Genomic DNA, 18,425 nt, shown 5'->3' on the forward strand with positions numbered 1-18,425 from the left:
AGTACTATGAACGCTAGATTTTTTTATTGGCTTAAAATTTACCTGGGGTTTTCGAGAAAGGAATCACGAGGATTTGTGATGCTTATTCCAGTTTTGTTACTCTTGGTTTTATCTACTAGGATTCTAAAAGAACTTAGAAATGGCGCTGCTGAGGATTTCCATCTTCAGTATTTGGCAACATTGGATAGTCTAGAAGCTTCGGGAGTAGTCCTCGTGAGTTCTCCATACCCAGTTTTCAATCCTGAGGACACAATTATCAAAAAGTCAAATGAGAAGCAGCTCGATAACCTAAAGCGTATCCCGTTTTCAGAAGCTGACTCGGTATTATTACAGATAGTACCAGGTATTGGGCAAAGCACAGCAAGCAGAATTGTTAAGTTTCGGGAGAGTTTGGGTGGTCTTCACAGCAAAAATCAACTCACTGAAGTTTATGGCTTGAAACCAGAAACAATCGATGCCATCTGGGAGTATTTTGATTTTTCACCTGCTATTTTTAAAAAAGTAAAAATCAATCAAGTTGAAGTCGATGAGCTTGGCAAGCATCCTTATTTCAGTTATTCAGAATCTAAGGTTTTGATAGCTTTTCGTAAGCAGCATGGAAATTTTCATTCTTCGGATGATTTGAAACGAATCAAGATTTTTAAAGAGGAATGGATAGATAAAATTTCCCCTTATTTAGATTTTGACTAGGTCAATAAATCTACTTTTCCCAACTGAGCGATTTTCGCCATCTTTGACACATGGATTCTAATCTGGATCAAATACAGTTACCTAAACTTAATCTCCCTCATTTCGAGCCTCACCTTCAAGAGAAAGGTGGAAGAATGTGGGTCTTTGATGCGCTTCGCAAAAAGCAATTAGTGCTCACGCCTGAAGAATGGGTTCGTCAGCACTGGATTAATTTTCTGATCACTCAGCTGAAATTCCCAAAAGGGCTCTTAGCGTTGGAAAAGGGCTTAGTCTATAACAAACTTTTGAAACGTACAGATCTGGTGGTTTGGGATACCAATGGCAAACCCTATTTGCTGATCGAATGCAAGGCGCCTAAGGTTAAACTATCGCAAAAAACAATAGAGCAAGCATGCATGTACCATAAGGAATTAAAGACTCCTTTTTTGGTCATTAGCAATGGACTCCAGCATATTTGCCTGAGCTTTAATACCTCTACAGAGAAGTTTACTCAAGAGAAAACTTTCCCTGAACCTCCAGTTTAAATGCATTGTTGTAAATTTACCTGCGAGAAGTATCCTCGCAGTATCTGAAATCATATTATTTGAGTATGTCCAAGAATTCTTCCATTCACCCCTGTGATCTTTGTGCCAGCCGGAAATTCTCCATGTTTTCCGACCTTACAGAAGAGCAAGCCTGCAATATCTCGGACAATAAAAATATGATTTCACATCGCAAAGGGCAGATGCTTTATTACGAAGGAGCAAAACCTTTGGGCGTGTATTGTGTGAATTCCGGTGTGGTAAAAGTTTATAAAACTGCATCTAATGGCAAGGAGCAAATTATTCATCTAACTAATAAAGGCGGACTTCTAGGTTATTCGGCTTTACTTGGGGAGGAAAATTACAGTAACTCAGCTATGGTGATTGAGGATGCCAAAATCTGTTTTATACCCAAAGAGTCTTTCCTCAAAACCGTCATTAGCAACGGACCATTTTTCACCAAACTCACCAAAGCGCTCAGCCATGAAATCGGAGTGATGGAAGAAAAGCTCGTAGATGCTTCGCAAAAGAGTATTCGTGAGCGTTTGGCATATCTACTTTTGCAACTTGCCAGCACCTATGGACTGGATGGATCAGAACCACAGCAGATTGATTTGGTGCTGAGTCGTGAGGAATTGGCAAGTTTAATTGGTACTGCTACAGAATCAGTTATTAGACTATTATCTGAATTCAAAAAAGATAAGCTTATCGAACTCAAAGGCAAGAAGATCATCATTTTGGATAAAAATGGATTAGTAAAGCTTTCTGATTTTTATGGCTGAAATGAACAGCCACAAGGTTTTTGGAGTTGATGCAGTATGAAAGTACTTATCACTCCCTTCTTTCTTGCCCTGATTTTAGTTGTAAGTATGTGGGCTATTTCACCCAAGGCTCATGCGCAATCCATAGCATATAAAGTTTTACTTTCTACACTTTACGATCCCGGTTTTCCAGTTTTAAAACCGGATCAGATAGAAGATTTAAATAAGTATCAAGTCCTCGATACCCGTGAAAAAGAAGAATTTGCTGTCAGTCATCTTGAGGGTGCAAACTGGGTGGGTTACGAAACTTTTTCAATGAAGAAATTGGCTTCGTTAGATAAAAATAAGCCCGTTTTAGTCTATTGCACTGTGGGAGCCCGATCTCAAGAAATAGGTAAGAAACTGAAAGAAGCGGGGTTTAGCGAAGTATACAATTTATATGGAGGACTGATAGAATGGGCAAACGAAGAAAGACCAATTTTCCACGAAGGATCTCCCACAAATCAAGTGCATACCTATTCCAAATCCTGGGGTATTTGGTTGAATAAGGGAGAAAAGGTTTATTAATTGCCATTTTTGGTCTTGTCCGCGACCTATTTCTATTTCCCTACATCTTTACTTGGGCTCTGATCGTAAATCAGTTCAAAACAATATCAAATGAAAAATCTAAAATCACATATAATCGTCCTGCTGAGTATTATACTTTTTAGCTGTCAAAGTTCAGTCCCAGGAATAGCTGGAACCACTCCACCAAGTCATAAAGCTTGGAATGAATTGCTTAAGGCGAACGTGAGCGCGGATGGAAAGGTGAACTACAAGGGATTTATCAAAGAAAAAGCGAAACTTGAATCCTATGTGAAAAGTCTGAGTGAAAATGCTCCAGATCGTAAAAATTGGTCAAAAGATGAGCAATTGGCCTATTGGATCAATGCATATAATGCCTTCACCGTGAAATTAATTGTGGATAATTATCCAGTGGAAAGCATCAAGGATCTTGGGCCAAAATTGAAGATCCCGATGATCAAAGATGTGTGGCATTACAAGTTTTTCTCAATAGGAGGCCAAGAATCCAGTTTGGATGAAATTGAGCATTCTATTTTGAGAAAAGAATTTGAAGAACCTAGAATCCACTTTGCGATTAATTGCGCTTCTGTTTCCTGTCCACCATTGCTGAATGAAGCGTTCGAAGCCCAAACAATCGATTCCCAATTGGATAAAGTAGCCAAAGGGTTTATCAACGACTCCACCAAAAATAAAATCACCCCAAATGCTATTCAGATTTCTTCAATTTTCTCCTGGTTCAAAGGTGATTTCACCAAGAATGGGAGCCTAATTGACTTTTTAAATAAGTATAGTAAAGTCAAAATTAAGCCAGATGCAAAAGTGTCCCATTTGGATTATGATTGGAATCTGAACGAATAGAACCAAGTTTTTGGTAAATTTCAAATTGAGTCTTATTTCAACCCCCAACCAATGAGTTCAAATCGCCATGTGGTCATCATAGGCAATGGAATAGCAGGAATTACCTGTGCTCGCCAGCTACGGAAGCTTGATGAATCTTTAAGGATTACCGTGATTTCAGGTGAATCAAAGTACTTTTTCTCCAGAACAGCCTTGATGTATGTGTTCATGGGCCACATGAAATTTGAGCACACTCAGCCTTACGAGAATTGGTTCTGGGAGAAAAACAGAATCGAATTGAAAGAGGCGTGGGTCAAGTCAATTGACTTTACTGGTAAGACTCTTCTTTTCAAATCAGGAGAAAATTTGAGTTACGATGAGCTTGTCATCGCCACAGGTTCTAAACCAAATAAGTTTGGCTGGCCTGGTGAGGATCTGCAAGGAGTGCAAGGTTTGTATTCCAAGAAGGATTTAGAGCTGATGGAGAAAAACACCCAATCCGGTGTGGAACGTGCGGTGATCGTAGGAGGAGGCTTGATCGGTATTGAAATGGCCGAAATGCTTGCTTACAAGAAGATCCCGGTGACCTTTCTAGTAAGAGAAGCTGGTTTTTGGAATAATATCTTGCCAAAAGAAGAGTCAGAATTGGTAAGTCGCCACATGCGAGAGCATCATATCGATCTTAGACTAAAGGAGGAATTAGACCAGATTATCTCTGATCCAAATGCCCGGGTAAAAGCAATCAGAACGAAATCAGGAGAAGAAATCCAATGCCAGTTTGTTGGATTGACTGCCGGTGTGACTCCAAATATAGATTTTCTAAGAAACACTGAATTGGAAGTCAATCGGGGAGTAAAAGTAGATTTCGGCTTTCAGACCAATATTCCAAATGTGTATTCCATCGGTGATTGCGCCGAGTTTCATGAGGCACCGGCAGCAGACCGTAAGCAGGTGGAACAAGTTTGGTATACGGGCAGAATGCATGGAGAAACTTTAGGCTATATCTTGGCAGGTGAAAAGGTCAAATACCAGCCTGGGGTTTGGTTTAACTCAGCCAAATTTCTGGATATTGAATACCAGACCTACGGCACAGTCCCTGCGCAATGGGATTCCGAAAATGTGAAATCTTTTTATTGGGAGCACGCAGGAGGCAAAGTGGCTTTCCGAATGCTCATGGATAAGCAGAATAAAATTATTGGTGTAAATAATTTCGGTTTTAGACTTAGACATGAGTTTTTTGATCAAGCTATTAAAGAAAAGTGGGATGGAGCTAAGGTGATTTCCCAACTTGATAAAGCCAATTTCGATCCTGAGTTTTTCGCGCCTTATTATATTGAAATTCAAAAGGCTTTTAAAGACCAATTCGGAGGAAATGTCAAAGTTTCCAAAAAATCATTTATCCAAAAACTATTCGGAGCAAGCGTATGAAGATTATCCAGACTGTCGGTATAGGATTGTTTTTGATTGGTTTAGCGATCTTCACAGTGATGCCCTTTTTAGGGAATTATACACTTACTGAAGAACAAGTTTTAGCTAATACAAAAGATATTCATCAGCAGAAAATGGCTGAGATTCTTACGCCAATGTATGGTGAAACTTACTCTTCTAATTTCTCATTTATTGCAACTTTCAAAGAGAATTTCAACTCATATAATGATGCGCTGAAAGAGGGATCAAAGTGGGATGAGGTGATCTGGGATGATTACAGTTTTCCGCTAGCGCAAAGTTCTTTGAGTAGCCCTGTGAGGGATAATCCATGGCTTTTCTTCGGTTTATCAATCGGACTTGCGGTTTTAGGTGGCTTGATGTACAATCTTCCGAAGTATCAAGATGAACCTGCAGGAGTCAAAAATAACGGGATTTTCCATTCCTCAATGAAAAACCGTGGATGGATGGGAATGATAACTGGAGCGTATTTGATTCTTTTCTATATCATTTTGTATTGGTTTCCAGCCTATATCGTGAATCAAGTCTGGATGGTAACTCCGCTGAGTATGATTCTAAGTGGTAATCCTGCTAGTCAGTGGTTCCTCTACGGTACGATTTACACACTTGCAATCATCGTGATGGGAGTGCGGATGTTTAGAAAGTATAGAGGCAATAAGTACCAGCAACTTCGCACGGCATCGGTGATGTTTTTCCAGACAGCTTTTGCTTTTTTGATCCCGGAAATTCTCGTTTTACTCAATCAGCCCTATTTTGATTTCAAAAACATCTGGCCACTTGATTACGATTTCTTCTACGATTATCAGATCGATACCTTTTTGAGTTCGGGTGGAGTAGGGTTGTTTATGTTGATTTGGGGGATTTTGCTCATCGTAATTGGAGTGCCGACTTTCACGTATTTCTTTGGCAAAAGATGGTATTGCTCATGGGTTTGCGGCTGTGGAGGATTAGCTGAAACGCTTGGTGATCCCTATCGCCAACTTTCTGACAAATCCTTGAAGGCTTGGAAATATGAGCGGGTTATTATTCACAGTGTATTGGTTTTGGCGGTGCTGATGACAGCTTTGACCATAGCTAATTACTTTTCTGGTTTTGCGCTTTTGGGGAATGTCACGAACCAATTACATTCGTTCTATGGTTTTGCGATTGGTTCGGTATTCGCGGGCGTGGTCGGAACTGGTTTTTATCCATTCATGGGCAACCGTGTTTGGTGTAGATTTGGTTGTCCTTTGGCTGCTTATTTAGGCTTAGTTCAGCGCTTCAAATCCAGATTCAGGATCACCACAAACGGCGGTCAGTGTATCTCCTGTGGCAATTGCTCCACGCATTGTGAGATGGGAATTGATGTGCGCTGGTATGCACAGCGTGGACAGGAAATCGTCAGATCTAGCTGTGTAGGATGTGGAGTTTGCTCATCAGTTTGCCCGCGTGGGGTGCTGAAATTGGAAAATGGCTCAACCGAAAATCGAATCAACGAAATGCCAATAATTATTGGAAATGATTCCATCAAGATAAATGCGTAAATGATCTTCTTATATATTTTGATTGGGATTTATGCCCTGGGAATGCTGTTTATTTTCCTTTACAGCCTTGCTCAAGGGCATTTGCTTTTGAGCTTTCTTCGCTCAAAAAAGTATTTGGAAAAAGTGACTCATCAAATCCCAAGGTCTTGGCCGAAAGTCACCATTCAACTGCCAGTTTTCAATGAATTATATGTCGTTGATCGTTTGATAGCGGCTGTGGGCAAAATGAATTATCCTTCGGAATTGCTGGAAATCCAAGTGTTGGATGATAGTACTGATCAGACTGCTGAGCTTATTCAGAGGAAAATTCAGGAGTTTCCAGACATCAATTTCAAATACATTCATCGGACAGATCGGACTGGATTTAAAGCCGGAGCTTTGAAGGAGGGTTTGGCAAAAGCAAGCGGAGAATTCATTGCGATTTTTGACGCGGATTTTGTTCCTGATCCTGAATTTCTGATCAAAACGATCCCTTATTTCTCTTCAGAAAAAGTCGGAATGGTGCAGACGCGATGGACACATTTAAATAAAAATTATTCTCTATTAACGCGCTTACAGGCATTTGCTTTGGACGCACATTTTCTGATCGAGCAAATCGGTAGAAATAGCCAGCATGCTTTCATCAATTTCAATGGTACTGGCGGCATTTGGCGCAAGTCCTGCATTATAGATGCGGGAGACTGGCAAGACGATACGCTTACAGAGGATTTGGATTTGAGTTATCGCGCGCAGCGCAAAGGATGGGAATTTGTCTACAGACCAGAAATTGAATCTCCGGCTGAGCTCCCTCCGATTATGTCGGCAGTCAAGTCTCAGCAGTTTCGCTGGACAAAAGGAGGTGCCGAGTGTGCTGGAAAGCACGCAAAAGCAGTTTTGGGGGAAGATTTGCCTTTCGGGATCAAGATACATGCGATGGCTCATTTGTTCAATAGCAGCCTTTTTATCGCAATCTTTTTGGTGAGTTTAAGTAGTATTGGTGTGTGGTGGGCAGGAATGCAGGGGATGATTTCCGCCAATCTATTTAGACTTGCTGGTATATTCATGATAGGTTTTGTAATCATTGCTGGAGTCTATTTGGTTGCGTATTTCTACGAAAAGAGAAGTTTCTTAAGAAGTCTCATTCAAGCGATCTATATGTTGCCTCTTTTCCTTTCGGTTTCTATGGGCTTGGCATTGCACAATGCACAGGCAGTTTGGGAAGGCCTTTCAGGTAAAAAATCACCTTTTATCCGTACTCCGAAATTCAATCTCGAAAGCGGATCTGGCTTAGAAAGCAATCACTACCTCAAGTTCAAAATTCCTGCAACTACCTGGATGGAAGGAATTTTGATGCTGGTTTTTTCAGGCATGGTTGGCCTTCATATTTATTGGGGCACGTTCGAGATGTTACCTTTTCACCTCATGCTCGCGGTAGGGTATGGCCTAGTTTTCTTTTCCTCTTTCAAAGCCTACGGTCTAGGCAAATAATAGCTGATGCACAATCCACCAATTATTGATGTAATTATCCCCGCTTACAACGAGGAAAAATCCATTCCGAAGGTGATCGGAGACGTTCCGGCTATTGTGAGGAATATCGTTGTTGCGAATAATAACTCTACAGATTCTACTGGAAAAGTAGCGGAAGTTGCTGGTGCAAAGGTGGTTTTCGAGCCTCAGAAAGGCTATGGAAAAGCTTGTTTGACAGCAATGGATTGGATCAAAAAGAGGATATTCAACCAGATATTATCGTCTTTTTAGACGGAGATTATAGCGATTATCCTGAAGAGTTATTGGATTTGATTCAGCCGATTTTGGATGACAAAGCTGAGATGGTCATAGGATCAAGGGCAATGGGAGAGCGGGAATCTGGCTCGATGACTTTTCCGCAGGTATTTGGAAATTGGCTGGCAACTACGATGATGAAATACATGCAAGGCGCCAAATTCTCTGATTTGGGACCATTTCGGGCGATTGTTTGGTCAAAGTTAATGGACTTAAATATGATTGATCAGAACTTCGGTTGGACTATAGAGATGCAGATCAAAGCGCATAAAGCTGGACTTCGCTACACAGAAGTTCCAGTGAATTACCGCAAGAGAATTGGGGTATCTAAAGTTAGCGGAACGGTAAAAGGGGTGTTTGGAGCTGGGTATAAGATTATTTATACGATTTTTAAGTATTGGTGAGGCTTTAGAAACAAGTATCAAGACATAAGTATCAAGACTTGGTTATTAAGGCTTCAATTTGATTTTAGTAATTTTATGAATATGAAAAATTTATTCAACCTCGGTCTAATTCTGTTCATATTCTCTTCCTGCAATTCCACCGGCAGAAAAGCCATTGATGAGGAGCAATTTGCTTCGCATTGGTATCAGAATAAAGCTGAGATTAATGTATTTGAGCTTAAGCAAATGCGATATGGTGAAGAGCGGGATGGCAATGCGGTAATGATCTTTGTGACGGAGGACTTTTCCAAACGCAAGCAGGTAAAGGTGGATGATCCTTCTGCTGCAGGAAAGGGAGCTATAAAGGTGATGAAGCTGAATATGACCCGGGATTTTGTGACTGGAGTATATCCTTATCATACCATGTTGTCCGTTTTTACGCCAGTTTATGATGATCTGAATTCCCCGAAAATCACAGCTTCAATGACTGAATGGTGTGGACAGTCATTTGCGCAGCTCAATTGGAAAAACAATAAGTACCAAGCCAATCTGTTCTCCTATTTCGAGTCCGAAGGGGATCAAGAGTTATCCATCAGTGCGATGGCTGAAGATGAGATTTTCAACTTGATCCGATTAAATCCTGACCTCGTTCCTACAGGTCACAAGAAATTAATTCCTAGTTTGATTTTTAACCGCTTCTCCCCACCTTCCTCTTGACGCTGAAAGCGCCGTGATCTCTAAGAGAAAGATTGGCTCCAATCAGGCTGAGATTGAAGTGATCTATGAAGAAATTGGAAGAAAATTGCTGATTAAATACGTCGATGCCTTTCCATACGAAATCGATGTCTTGGCAAGAAACCCAAACCAAATCAGACGGCACAGAAGAAGTGACTACAGCGGTGCGAAAAAGTGTGCAAATGATGGACTACTGGCGTAAAAATGGTCTTCAGGATGAGTCGCTTCGCAAAAGCTTAGGGCTTTGACCAAATCGCCTAAGCGGCTTTTGATTCCTCTGATCTGCCTGTTGTTGGCAGTAGGATTCTTCTACTTGGCCTATTATATTCCAAGAGAAAATTTCTGGTTGACATTCTCGACTTACAGCTTCCTTTTCGGAGGAATGCTTGTTCTTTATTTTTTGAGCACACAGTTGAAGTGGCAATGGGTTTTTGTAGGGGGATTACTCATCCGCCTTTCTTTACTACTTGCTATTCCCAAGTGGTCGGATGATTATCCAAGATTTCTATGGGATGGGGAGATGGTGAAGATGAGTGAAAATCCCTATCTGAAAACTCCTAAAGATTGGCTTCAAAATAATCCAGATAGCTCAAATCTGTATTTGGAGAAGCTTTTTGAGCTGATGAATTCGCCGGAGTATTTCTCTGTTTATCCGCCTTTGAATCAAGCGATATTCTATGTCGCTGCTTGGGGTGCAAATCTTGACACAAAGGGCGGGATTCTGCTATTGCGAGTTTTACTGATTCTAGGAGAAATAGGTGTTTTCTTTCTTTTACTAAAGCTGTTTGATCATTTTCAGCGTTCCTCAAATAAGCTTATTCTGTATTGGTTGAATCCACTGGTCATCATGGAAATTACCGGGAATCTTCATTTTGAAGGTTTGGTACTACTACTTTTACTGGCGTCGGTTTATGCGCTGAGTAAAAATATAATAGCACTTACAGGAGGATTTTGGGGGCTTTCGATTGGGATGAAGTTGCTGCCTTTGATGCTGATTCCTACATTCTTCTCTTTTGAGAAAACCAGAAAATCTATTGCTTTTTGGATAGGATCTACCATTGCTATCATTGCGAGTTTTGGTTGGCTTTTGATTGATAATTCCTGGTTCATTTTCTCCAAAGCTTGAAGCTTTACCAAGGTAAATTTGAATTTAATGCCTCGATCTACTACCTGCTACGGGAAGTTGGCTATTGGGTAAAAGGGTATAATGTCATCGGGGAACTGATATCTATTCTAAGTGGAATTACCTTTGTCGGAATTCTATATTTTTCTTGGAGAAGGAGACCTCAAATCTTTTTCAGCTTATAGACCTTTGGGTGTTGGTCTATTTGTTTTATCTGGTTTTGCAGCCTGTGGTTCACCCTTGGTATCTGATTCCGGCTTTTGGTTTGAGTTTATTTACTGGTCAAAAAGCCTTTCTGATTTGGACTTTTGCTGTGATATTTTCGTACCAAGCCTATAGCGATCCAAACTACCTAGAAAACCCAATTTTCCTTTTCTTAGAATACTCATTGCTAGCTCTAGCTATATACTGGGACTATTTTAGATCATCTACCAAATCTCTATTAGCCAAATGAACTTTAAATCTCTATTCTCTTTCTCTTACCTCTCTTCATTTTTTCTTGCACGCCCAGCCCAGAAAAGCAGGCGCAGAAACTCCTTGAAAAGTCAATCGAAGCCCATCAACTTTCAAAGAATTGGGAGAATATTACGAGTATCAAGTTTAAAAAGATGACACGGTTGCTGGATGAAAATGGAACGATAGAAAGTGAATCTGAGCAATGGGTAGAATTCCGTCTGAAACCTTATTTCGAAGCAAAGTTGACCTGGAAAAAGGACCGTATTCTTCATGTCGTTAATTTCAACGGAAGTAGAACGAGCTATCAAATGGGTGAAAATTCCATTGAAAATGAGGGGTTTTTGAAAGCGAAAAGAGCTGAAATAGATGCAGCTTACTTTGCTTTTGCGCAGCCATGGACGCTCCTAGATGAGAATACGAACCTCAGCTATGAAGGCCGGAAGACGTTGAAAGGCGGCAATTCCGTAGAGTCAATTCGCATATCTCTTATGTCAGGATTAGATGAAAACTGGATTTACATAGATCCAATCTCTGAAAAAGTTGTTGCGTTAGAACTGCATAGTAACGGTAAAAAGAGGCTAATAGAAATTGTTACCTATGATGAGGCAACAGGCTTGCTATTGGCAAAGCAACAAAAAAACTATACGATTGATGAAGACGGAAAAACTCAGTTAGTACAAGCGGAGTATTTATTTTCAGACTATCAGTTAACTTTTGAATAATTAAGTCGTGGCTTATACAAACTTTAGAAATATGAAATTGCAATACCTCTTTTTATTCCTGTGTGGTTTGACTCTTTTCTCCGCATGTGACTCCAGAACCGAAGCTGAGAAAATCGTCGACAAGGCAATTGAAGCGCATGGGGGAGAGTCTTATAGGAATTCAAAAGTGGAATTTGACTTTCGGGACATTCATTACATTATCCTGAAAACCCCAGATCGATTTGAATACATCAGAGAATTTGCTGATTCTACGGGAAATGTAGTCGATCTCCTGAATAACGATGGTTTTGTTAGAACTGTGAATGGTATCAAAATAGATACACTTTCTGAGGAATGGATTGGTAAATATTCCCGCTCCGTTAACTCGGTAGCTTATTTCGCTTTTCTCCCATATGGGCTCAACGATCCTTCGGTATTCAAGGAATCTTTAGGAGAAACAGCGCTCAACGGTGAGAAATATAACTTGATCAAAGTGACTTTTGCTGAGGAAGGTGGGGGAGAGGACTTTGATGATGAGTTTTTGTATTGGATAGGTACAGAGGACTCTCTTATAGATTATATGGCCTACAGCTATCACACAGATGGTGGAGGAGTAAGAATGCGTGAGGTGAGCGCTGTCCAGGAAGTTGGTGGAATTCGCTTTCAAAACTACCTGAATCTCAAGCCTGCTGATGAATCGGTATCTGTAGAAAAGATGCAGGAGCTTTATGAAGCTGGAAAATTAGAGCTACTTTCAGAGATAAACCTGGAAAATATCAACGTGCAACCCTTGGATAAATAATCTGAAAATGAACCCAAAACGACTGAAATTTAATAACAGAAATGGTTTTGAGCTTGCGGCACATTTATATCTGCCAGCGGATCAGAAACCTCATTTTTTTGCACTTTTTGCACATTGCTTCACCTGTTCGAAGAATTTCTCAGCTGTGACGCGTGTTTGTGCGGCACTTTCCCAAAATGGGATAGCGACCCTAAGCTTCGATTTCACAGGATTGGGTATGAGTCAGGGAGAATTTGAAGAATCAAGTTTCAGCGGAAATGTGAGTGATCTGATTGATGCAACCAATTTTTTGGCTGAGGAATACAAATCTCCGAAGATGTTGATTGGTCATTCACTTGGTGGGGCTGCAGTATTGTATGCGGCTGCTGAGATGCCAGAAGTCAAAGCTGTGGTCACCATCGGCGCGCCGGCATATCCTGGGCATGTTCAAAATCTTTTTTCCGAGAGTGTTGCTGAAATCGAGAGAAACGGAAAGGCAAAAGTGAATATAGGTGGTAGGCCGTTTACGATTTCGAAGAGGTTTTTGGATGATTTGGAACAAAAGCCTTTAGATACCTTTCTGAAAAAGCTTCGGAAATCCCTGTTGGTGATGCACTCTCCGCAAGATGAAATAGTGGAGGTATCCAATGCCGCTGAAATATATAATGCGGCTTTACACCCGAAGAGTTTTATTTCTTTGGATGGCGCTGACCATTTGATTTCCAATCCAAAGGATTCCGAATATATCGCCGAGGTGATTGGAAGCTGGAGTCAGCGATATGTGATAGTTGAAGAAGAAAAAGAACCGAATGATACGCGAGGAAATCAGGTTTTCGTACGTCTTTCCGGTGAGAAATATACGACTGAGGTGATGACGCCAAACCATCATTTGATTGCTGATGAGCCAACAGATGTAGGTGGGGCAGATTTGGGGCCAAATCCATATGACCTGCTCATGGCATCGTTGGGAAGTTGTACCGCTATGACATTGAAAATGTATGCTGAGCGAAAAAAGTGGCCTTTGGAACAAGTTTCTGTTTTTCTCAACCATGAGAAAGTACACTTGGCGGATAGTGAAAATCCTGAGGAATCTTCCGCTAAAGTCAGTCAGTTTACCCGAATAATAGAAATCGAAGGAGAATTGGATTCAGTGCAAAGGCAGCGACTTTTGGAGATTTCCAACAAATGTCCTGTTCATAAAACCCTGCAGGAAGAAATCGTAATCCAAACCATGCTGGCAAAATGAACCTTTCGACCCAAAGAACATATCTTTTTAGTTCAGTAGGAGTCGTTCTGCTGTTAGGGTTGAGTTGGTGGTTTTTACCTGAAAATACTAGTGTAATAGCGCTTGAAAAATGGAGAGGGGTATGCTGGGTAGGAAGTAGGTCGCCACTCCAAGGCCCAGAATTAGAAGCATTGAAGACGACTGGTGCAGATGCGCTTTCGCAAACTCCATTCGGATGGCAAACTGAAAAGAATAAGCCTGAAATCCGCTGGGATACACACAATGAGAATAAATGGTGGGGTGAATCATCTCAAGGAATCAAAGCGACTTTTGATTCTTCAGCTCGTCATGGTATTATGAATATGCTCAAGCCCCATCTTTGGGTAAGGGGAAGCTGGCCTGGAGAAATAGCCATGCAAAATGAGGCGGATTGGGAGGAATGGTTTGCAAACTACACAGGTTTCATTCTTGATTATGCGGTGATGGCAGAGGAACACCAAATCCCGATGCTATGCGTTGGGACAGAATTGGAAATGACTTCGGAGCGGGAAGCAGACTGGAGAAAAGTGATTGCTGAAATTCGCAAAGTCTATTCTGGTAAGCTTATTTATGCTGCCAATTTCACTGAATTTGAGCAGGTCAAATTTTGGGATGCGCTGGATTACATAGGGATTCAGGCATATTTTCCACTTTCCACCAAAGCAGATCCTGATTTATCAGACCTAAAATCAGGTTGGAAAAAGAGTATTGGAAGGATTGATAAAGTGGTTCGGAAATACCAAAAAACTGTAATGTTCACGGAGATTGGCTATTGCAATACTGTGGATGCAGCAAAAGAGCCTTGGGTTTGGCCAAATGAACGCAGGGAAACCGAACTCTCAGAGGAAATGCAGGCGCTTTGCTATGAAGCATTTTTTGAAACCGCATGGAAAGAATCCTGATGGCTGGGGTGTTTTTTTGGAAGTGGTATCCTGAAGGGAAACATCGCGAGCCTGACTTTAGTCCTCAGGGCAAAATGGCTGAGCAGGTGATGCAAAAGTATTTTTTAGAGAATTGAAGTCTAATGGATGTAATCCATAAAATAAGCCTGCCAAAAGCAAAATTTTATCTATATTAAACGCAGCATTAAAGAATAAATGTTGGTTTAGTTGAGAGGAGAGCTCTTTAAGGTGATACGGTACTAATTATTTAACCTATGAAAACGATTCGAATTTTTATTGCCTCTTCGTCAGAATTGAAAGAGGACCGGGAAGAGTTTAGAGCTTTTATTTCCCGAGAAAATGATCGTTTACACACCAAAGGAATTTACTTAAAGTTAGAGCAATGGGAGTTTTTCAAAGATTCCATTTCGAGTACTCGGCTACAAGATGAATACAATGAAGCTATTCGCCAGAGTGATTTAGTTTTATGTCTTTTCTATACCAAGGTTGGAAAATACACTGCCGAAGAATTTTACACTGCATACGAAATTTTCAAAGCACAAGGTAAACCTAGGATTTGGACCTATTTTAAAAATGCTTCCATTAATGTGGGCGCTATCACAGACGAAATTAATACCCTTTTAGATTTCAAAAAGAAATTAGGAGAGCTAGGCCATTTTCACACTGAATACACTTCAATCGACAATCTCGTTAATAAATACAGAAGTCAGCTGGACATGATTTTGCAGGAATACGAATCTGGCTCACCTGCCAAGGAAGTTGAAAATGCTAGTCATTCCTCCTCTAAAAAGGAGGCGGGAGAGGTAGAGAATAGATTTAATGAGGTTCTGACTAAAAGTCTACTAGAAGCTATTAGTACTCATAATCGGAAAGCTGGTGATTTTTTATCCGCAAATGCGGACTGGGCAGCAAATGCGGATTTGGTAAAAACAGCTAAGAGAATTATCATAAGTGGATATGTTGGGGTGATAGGCAGCCAAATCCGAAAGTTAATGTCTATAGGCGCAGAGGGTTATTCTGATAGCAAAATGATGAGGTATTTGGAGAACTGCCAGATTACGGCTAAGCGAGGCTTACAACTTATTTGCTATGCTCTAATTTCGAAGCTTATGGGATCATCAGTTAGCCGGTAAAATTGAGTTTTCTACATCCCAGAAGAATGCCCTAGTCAAGTTTTTCAGAAATGCTGCTGAAGAAGATATCCTTGAATTTGTAGAACTGCTAAGTCATTTGCTGGAAATATATACTGACAATAAATTAGATTTTCTCATTTCCGAATCACTAGACTTGCTCCCTGGCCTTCAGGAAGGCGGAGATATATGGAACGCTTGCCAAAAACTAAATGAGTCATCGCAGCTTTTAAAAAATGCCTCTTACACCCTTGAAGACTGTAGGGAAACAGAAGAAAATCTGGCGGTGGTATTGGAGAGGCTAAGTTTCTTGTCAGAATACAGAATGATCTCTATTAATGAGATAGATTTTAATCAGCAGAGAAATGATCAGGAAGGGTTATATCTGCACAATTATACCTTGCTGATAGGAGAGAGTCTGGCAAATAATGAGAGTCAAAGTAATGTGCGAAGAGAGTCATCTCCGGTGATTTCTCATGCCGTGATTATTTTTAAGGATAATTATCGGAATAATATAAATTCTCGATCCTTTTATCATTGATTTGAATGGATTGAAGTTAGAAGGTGGTTCAAAAATCTGCTTTTATTCTCATGCAAATACGTATGATGATCTAAGTCTCAACTATAGTTTTATCGAAGATAATAGCAAGGAAGTCATCAGTAAATCAGATAATCCAAGACCTAGCGACTCTAGTTTGAATGTGCTTAATTCCTGGCTTTCCAAAAAGGGAAATAGAATAGATATGAACCTTGATAAGGTTTACAGTTTGTTTTTCGAAGCTAAAAAAGCCTTGACAGGTGTAGAAGAAGAATTTGCTGAAGACTCATTTTAATTTTTTATAACCCACAAACTTGGAATCCCCATGAAAAAGTACCCTTTCAAATTTCTTGACTCCTATCAAAGAGAAGATAGAAATGTGTTTTTTGGAAGGGATGAGGAGATCAAAGCTTTGTACGAGATGGTTTTTCAATCGGCAACAGTTCTTGTGTATGGAGCGTCTGGAACAGGCAAAACGAGTTTGATCAATTGTGGCTTGGCTGGCAAGTTTCAGCCTCATGATTGGCTGGATCTGATGATCCGACGCGGATCTGATATCAATAAATCTTTGAAATCAGCTTTGGAAAAGGCTGGAGGAAAGGTGAATTTGGATTTTGATGAAACAAGCTATCTAGACGAATGGGAAATAGATGCGGATAATTCGAGTCAGCAACTTACTCCAATCAGTAAATCAATTCGGGCAGTTTATCAAAAGAACTTCAGACCTGTGTATTTGATCTTTGATCAGTTTGAGGAGCTTTTCATCCTTGGCTCTCTTACCGAGCAGCAAATATTCATAGAAACAATACAAGGTATTCTCCAATCAGGTCAACCTGTAAAGTTGATATTCTCTATTCGAGAGGAGTATTTGGGGTATTTGTTTGATTTTGAGCGGGCTATTCCTCAGCTGTTTCGCAAGAAATTGCGTGTGGAACCAATGAATTTGGACAAGGTCAAGCAAGTGATTATTGGAGCTACGGCATATGAAGGATCAAATATATCTATCAAGGAAGGAGAAGAAGATGCAGTTGCTGAAGCTATTTTTCACAAAATCAAAGGCGACAAAAAATCCCTGACCATACAATTGCCATTTTTGCAGGTATTTTTGGATAAGCTATACCTGAATATAACTGGAGACAAAAGGAGAGAAAAACCGGCTGAATTCACTTCTGAAAAAGTGAATGAAATGGGTAAGATCGGTGATATCTTGAGCAATTTTCTAGAGGAACAGGTAGCTGATATTTCTAAAGAATTGAACGGAAACTACCCGACCTTGAATTCTTCTATAATCTGGAAAATACTCTCTCCATTTGCCACATTGGAAGGTACAAAAGACCCTATCACTAAAGATGAATTGTTTGACCGATTACCGGACTTAGACCAAAAAATGGTCAATGACGTGGTAGAGGTTTTTTCCAATAGCCGACTCCTTCGCTACAATGAGAATACAGATACGTTTGAGATTTCCCATGATTCCCTAGCCAAGCCAATCGCAGAACGGAGAAGTGTTGAGGAAACTTCGCTCCTGGAAGTTAAACGCTTGATTAGAAGTCAGGTCGGAGTAAATGAAGAAGCAAGGGAATATTTCACTGAGAAGCAGCTTATCTATATCGAGCCATCTTTGAAAAAGTTGAAGCTAAGTGAAGAGGAGCTTAATTGGATAGAGAAAAGTCGAGATGCGCTCAAGAAGGAAAAGCAGAGGGAGGCCAAGCAGAAGTATGATGACTTGGTGAAGAGTAAGAAGTCAATGTTTTTGAAAGTTGCAGTTGGAGTGTTTGTAGTGGTCGCTGGGCTTTTTATTTTAATCGCATTTAAAGCTCAAAAAAGTGCAAATGATGCTTTAGAAGCGGAAAAAGCAGTGACTATAGAAAAGAATTACTCTGACGAATTAATTAGACTATTGCTTGAAGGTAAGGGAGATCAATATGAAAATCTAAGTGAAGATGACTTGAAAGGTTTATTAGAAATGGAAAGAGTTGCTCCAATAGACAGTTTGGTGGAAATAAGAGCATCCGTTAGTCCCTCTAACACCTTATCTGGAGGCAAGAAAAATTATAATTTCACATTTTGGCTTGAGCTTCCGTCATTTAGGAAAAATGAAATAAAGGAAGTTAGATACAATTTTTGTAAAGGATTTTATGATAGTATTCGGACTTCTAGAGATCAGACTTCTTCTTTTTCAATTGGCTATTTGGGCTGGGGTGTTTGTGATACAATTCGAGTTGATATTGTTTTAGAAAATGGAATTACTATTCGTGAAAAATTCCCTTTTAAAGAATATATTTCAAAAAGACTTCCGATAGAATAAC

At 40.2% G+C, this 18,425-nt stretch carries 20 protein-coding genes and 1 pseudogene; all 21 read left to right on the forward strand.

The genetic code is table 11. The annotated features are described in order from the left end of the window. Window positions 1–6 precede the first annotated feature (6 nt). The gene (locus tag AC0L6R_RS20520) at window positions 7–690 is read left to right on the forward strand and encodes a ComEA family DNA-binding protein (RefSeq protein ID WP_283411448.1); all 684 of its coding nucleotides are present in this window, start codon (window positions 7–9) and stop codon (window positions 688–690) included. Between the two features lie 50 nt (window positions 691–740). Next, on the forward strand, window positions 741–1,214 hold the full coding sequence (locus AC0L6R_RS20525) for a type I restriction enzyme HsdR N-terminal domain-containing protein (protein ID WP_473272900.1): 474 nt from the start codon (window positions 741–743) through the stop codon (window positions 1,212–1,214). A 122-nt stretch (window positions 1,215–1,336) separates the two neighbouring features. Further along, entirely contained in the window at window positions 1,337–1,993 is a 657-nt protein-coding gene (locus AC0L6R_RS20530; protein WP_473272901.1) for a Crp/Fnr family transcriptional regulator, read from the forward strand. A gap of 36 nt (window positions 1,994–2,029) precedes the next feature. Beyond that, window positions 2,030–2,539, forward strand: a complete 510-nt coding sequence (locus tag AC0L6R_RS20535) for a rhodanese-like domain-containing protein (protein ID WP_473272902.1) — start codon at window positions 2,030–2,032, stop codon at window positions 2,537–2,539. A gap of 90 nt (window positions 2,540–2,629) precedes the next feature. Beyond that, window positions 2,630–3,394, forward strand: a complete 765-nt coding sequence (locus tag AC0L6R_RS20540; protein WP_473272903.1) for a DUF547 domain-containing protein — start codon at window positions 2,630–2,632, stop codon at window positions 3,392–3,394. A gap of 51 nt (window positions 3,395–3,445) precedes the next feature. Beyond that, entirely contained in the window at window positions 3,446–4,801 is a 1,356-nt protein-coding gene (locus tag AC0L6R_RS20545) for an NAD(P)/FAD-dependent oxidoreductase (RefSeq protein ID WP_473272904.1), read from the forward strand. Next, window positions 4,798–6,342, forward strand: a complete 1,545-nt coding sequence (locus AC0L6R_RS20550; RefSeq protein ID WP_473272905.1) for a 4Fe-4S binding protein — start codon at window positions 4,798–4,800, stop codon at window positions 6,340–6,342. Before AC0L6R_RS20545 ends, AC0L6R_RS20550 begins: the two co-directional genes overlap by 4 nt. Next, window positions 6,343–7,809, forward strand: coding sequence for a cellulose synthase family protein (locus tag AC0L6R_RS20555; protein WP_473272906.1), 1,467 nt, complete (start codon window positions 6,343–6,345; stop codon window positions 7,807–7,809). A 6-nt stretch (window positions 7,810–7,815) separates the two neighbouring features. Continuing rightward, window positions 7,816–8,507, forward strand: a pseudogene (locus AC0L6R_RS20560) (glycosyltransferase family 2 protein). Between the two features lie 81 nt (window positions 8,508–8,588). After that, complete coding sequence (locus AC0L6R_RS20565) at window positions 8,589–9,203, forward strand: hypothetical protein (protein ID WP_473272907.1); 615 nt, start codon at window positions 8,589–8,591, stop codon at window positions 9,201–9,203. A 125-nt stretch (window positions 9,204–9,328) separates the two neighbouring features. Then, on the forward strand, window positions 9,329–9,469 hold the full coding sequence (locus AC0L6R_RS20570; protein WP_473272908.1) for a hypothetical protein: 141 nt from the start codon (window positions 9,329–9,331) through the stop codon (window positions 9,467–9,469). Then, a complete protein-coding gene (locus tag AC0L6R_RS20575) occupies window positions 9,466–10,347 on the forward strand; it encodes an MptA/MptB family glycosyltransferase (RefSeq protein WP_473272909.1) in 882 nt (293 codons plus the stop codon). The genes AC0L6R_RS20570 and AC0L6R_RS20575 overlap by 4 nt, the downstream gene beginning before the upstream one ends. Before the next feature lie 605 nt (window positions 10,348–10,952). Further along, window positions 10,953–11,522, forward strand: coding sequence for a hypothetical protein (locus AC0L6R_RS20580; RefSeq protein WP_473272910.1), 570 nt, complete (start codon window positions 10,953–10,955; stop codon window positions 11,520–11,522). Between the two features lie 31 nt (window positions 11,523–11,553). Then, window positions 11,554–12,303, forward strand: coding sequence for a DUF6503 family protein (locus tag AC0L6R_RS20585; RefSeq protein WP_473272911.1), 750 nt, complete (start codon window positions 11,554–11,556; stop codon window positions 12,301–12,303). A 7-nt stretch (window positions 12,304–12,310) separates the two neighbouring features. Continuing rightward, window positions 12,311–13,528, forward strand: a complete 1,218-nt coding sequence (locus AC0L6R_RS20590) for a bifunctional alpha/beta hydrolase/OsmC family protein (protein WP_473272913.1) — start codon at window positions 12,311–12,313, stop codon at window positions 13,526–13,528. Continuing rightward, window positions 13,525–14,448: a glycoside hydrolase family 113 gene (locus AC0L6R_RS20595; protein WP_473272914.1), complete on the forward strand. Its 924-nt coding sequence runs from the start codon at window positions 13,525–13,527 to the stop codon at window positions 14,446–14,448. Before AC0L6R_RS20590 ends, AC0L6R_RS20595 begins: the two co-directional genes overlap by 4 nt. Continuing rightward, entirely contained in the window at window positions 14,433–14,564 is a 132-nt protein-coding gene (locus AC0L6R_RS20600) for a hypothetical protein (protein WP_473272916.1), read from the forward strand. Before AC0L6R_RS20595 ends, AC0L6R_RS20600 begins: the two co-directional genes overlap by 16 nt. Window positions 14,565–14,702: 138 nt before the next feature. Further along, window positions 14,703–15,581 carry a hypothetical protein gene (locus AC0L6R_RS20605; protein ID WP_473272917.1) on the forward strand — a complete coding sequence of 293 codons (879 nt, stop codon included), beginning with the start codon at window positions 14,703–14,705 and terminating at the stop codon, window positions 15,579–15,581. A gap of 97 nt (window positions 15,582–15,678) precedes the next feature. Further along, window positions 15,679–16,119: a hypothetical protein gene (locus tag AC0L6R_RS20610; RefSeq protein WP_473272918.1), complete on the forward strand. Its 441-nt coding sequence runs from the start codon at window positions 15,679–15,681 to the stop codon at window positions 16,117–16,119. Between the two features lie 10 nt (window positions 16,120–16,129). Beyond that, window positions 16,130–16,411, forward strand: coding sequence for a hypothetical protein (locus AC0L6R_RS20615; RefSeq protein ID WP_473272919.1), 282 nt, complete (start codon window positions 16,130–16,132; stop codon window positions 16,409–16,411). Window positions 16,412–16,441: 30 nt separating this feature from the next. Then, complete coding sequence (locus AC0L6R_RS20620; protein WP_473272920.1) at window positions 16,442–18,424, forward strand: nSTAND1 domain-containing NTPase; 1,983 nt, start codon at window positions 16,442–16,444, stop codon at window positions 18,422–18,424. Window position 18,425 lies beyond the last annotated feature (1 nt).

It is taken from the genome of Algoriphagus sp. 10J20-15 (genome assembly GCF_055809615.1).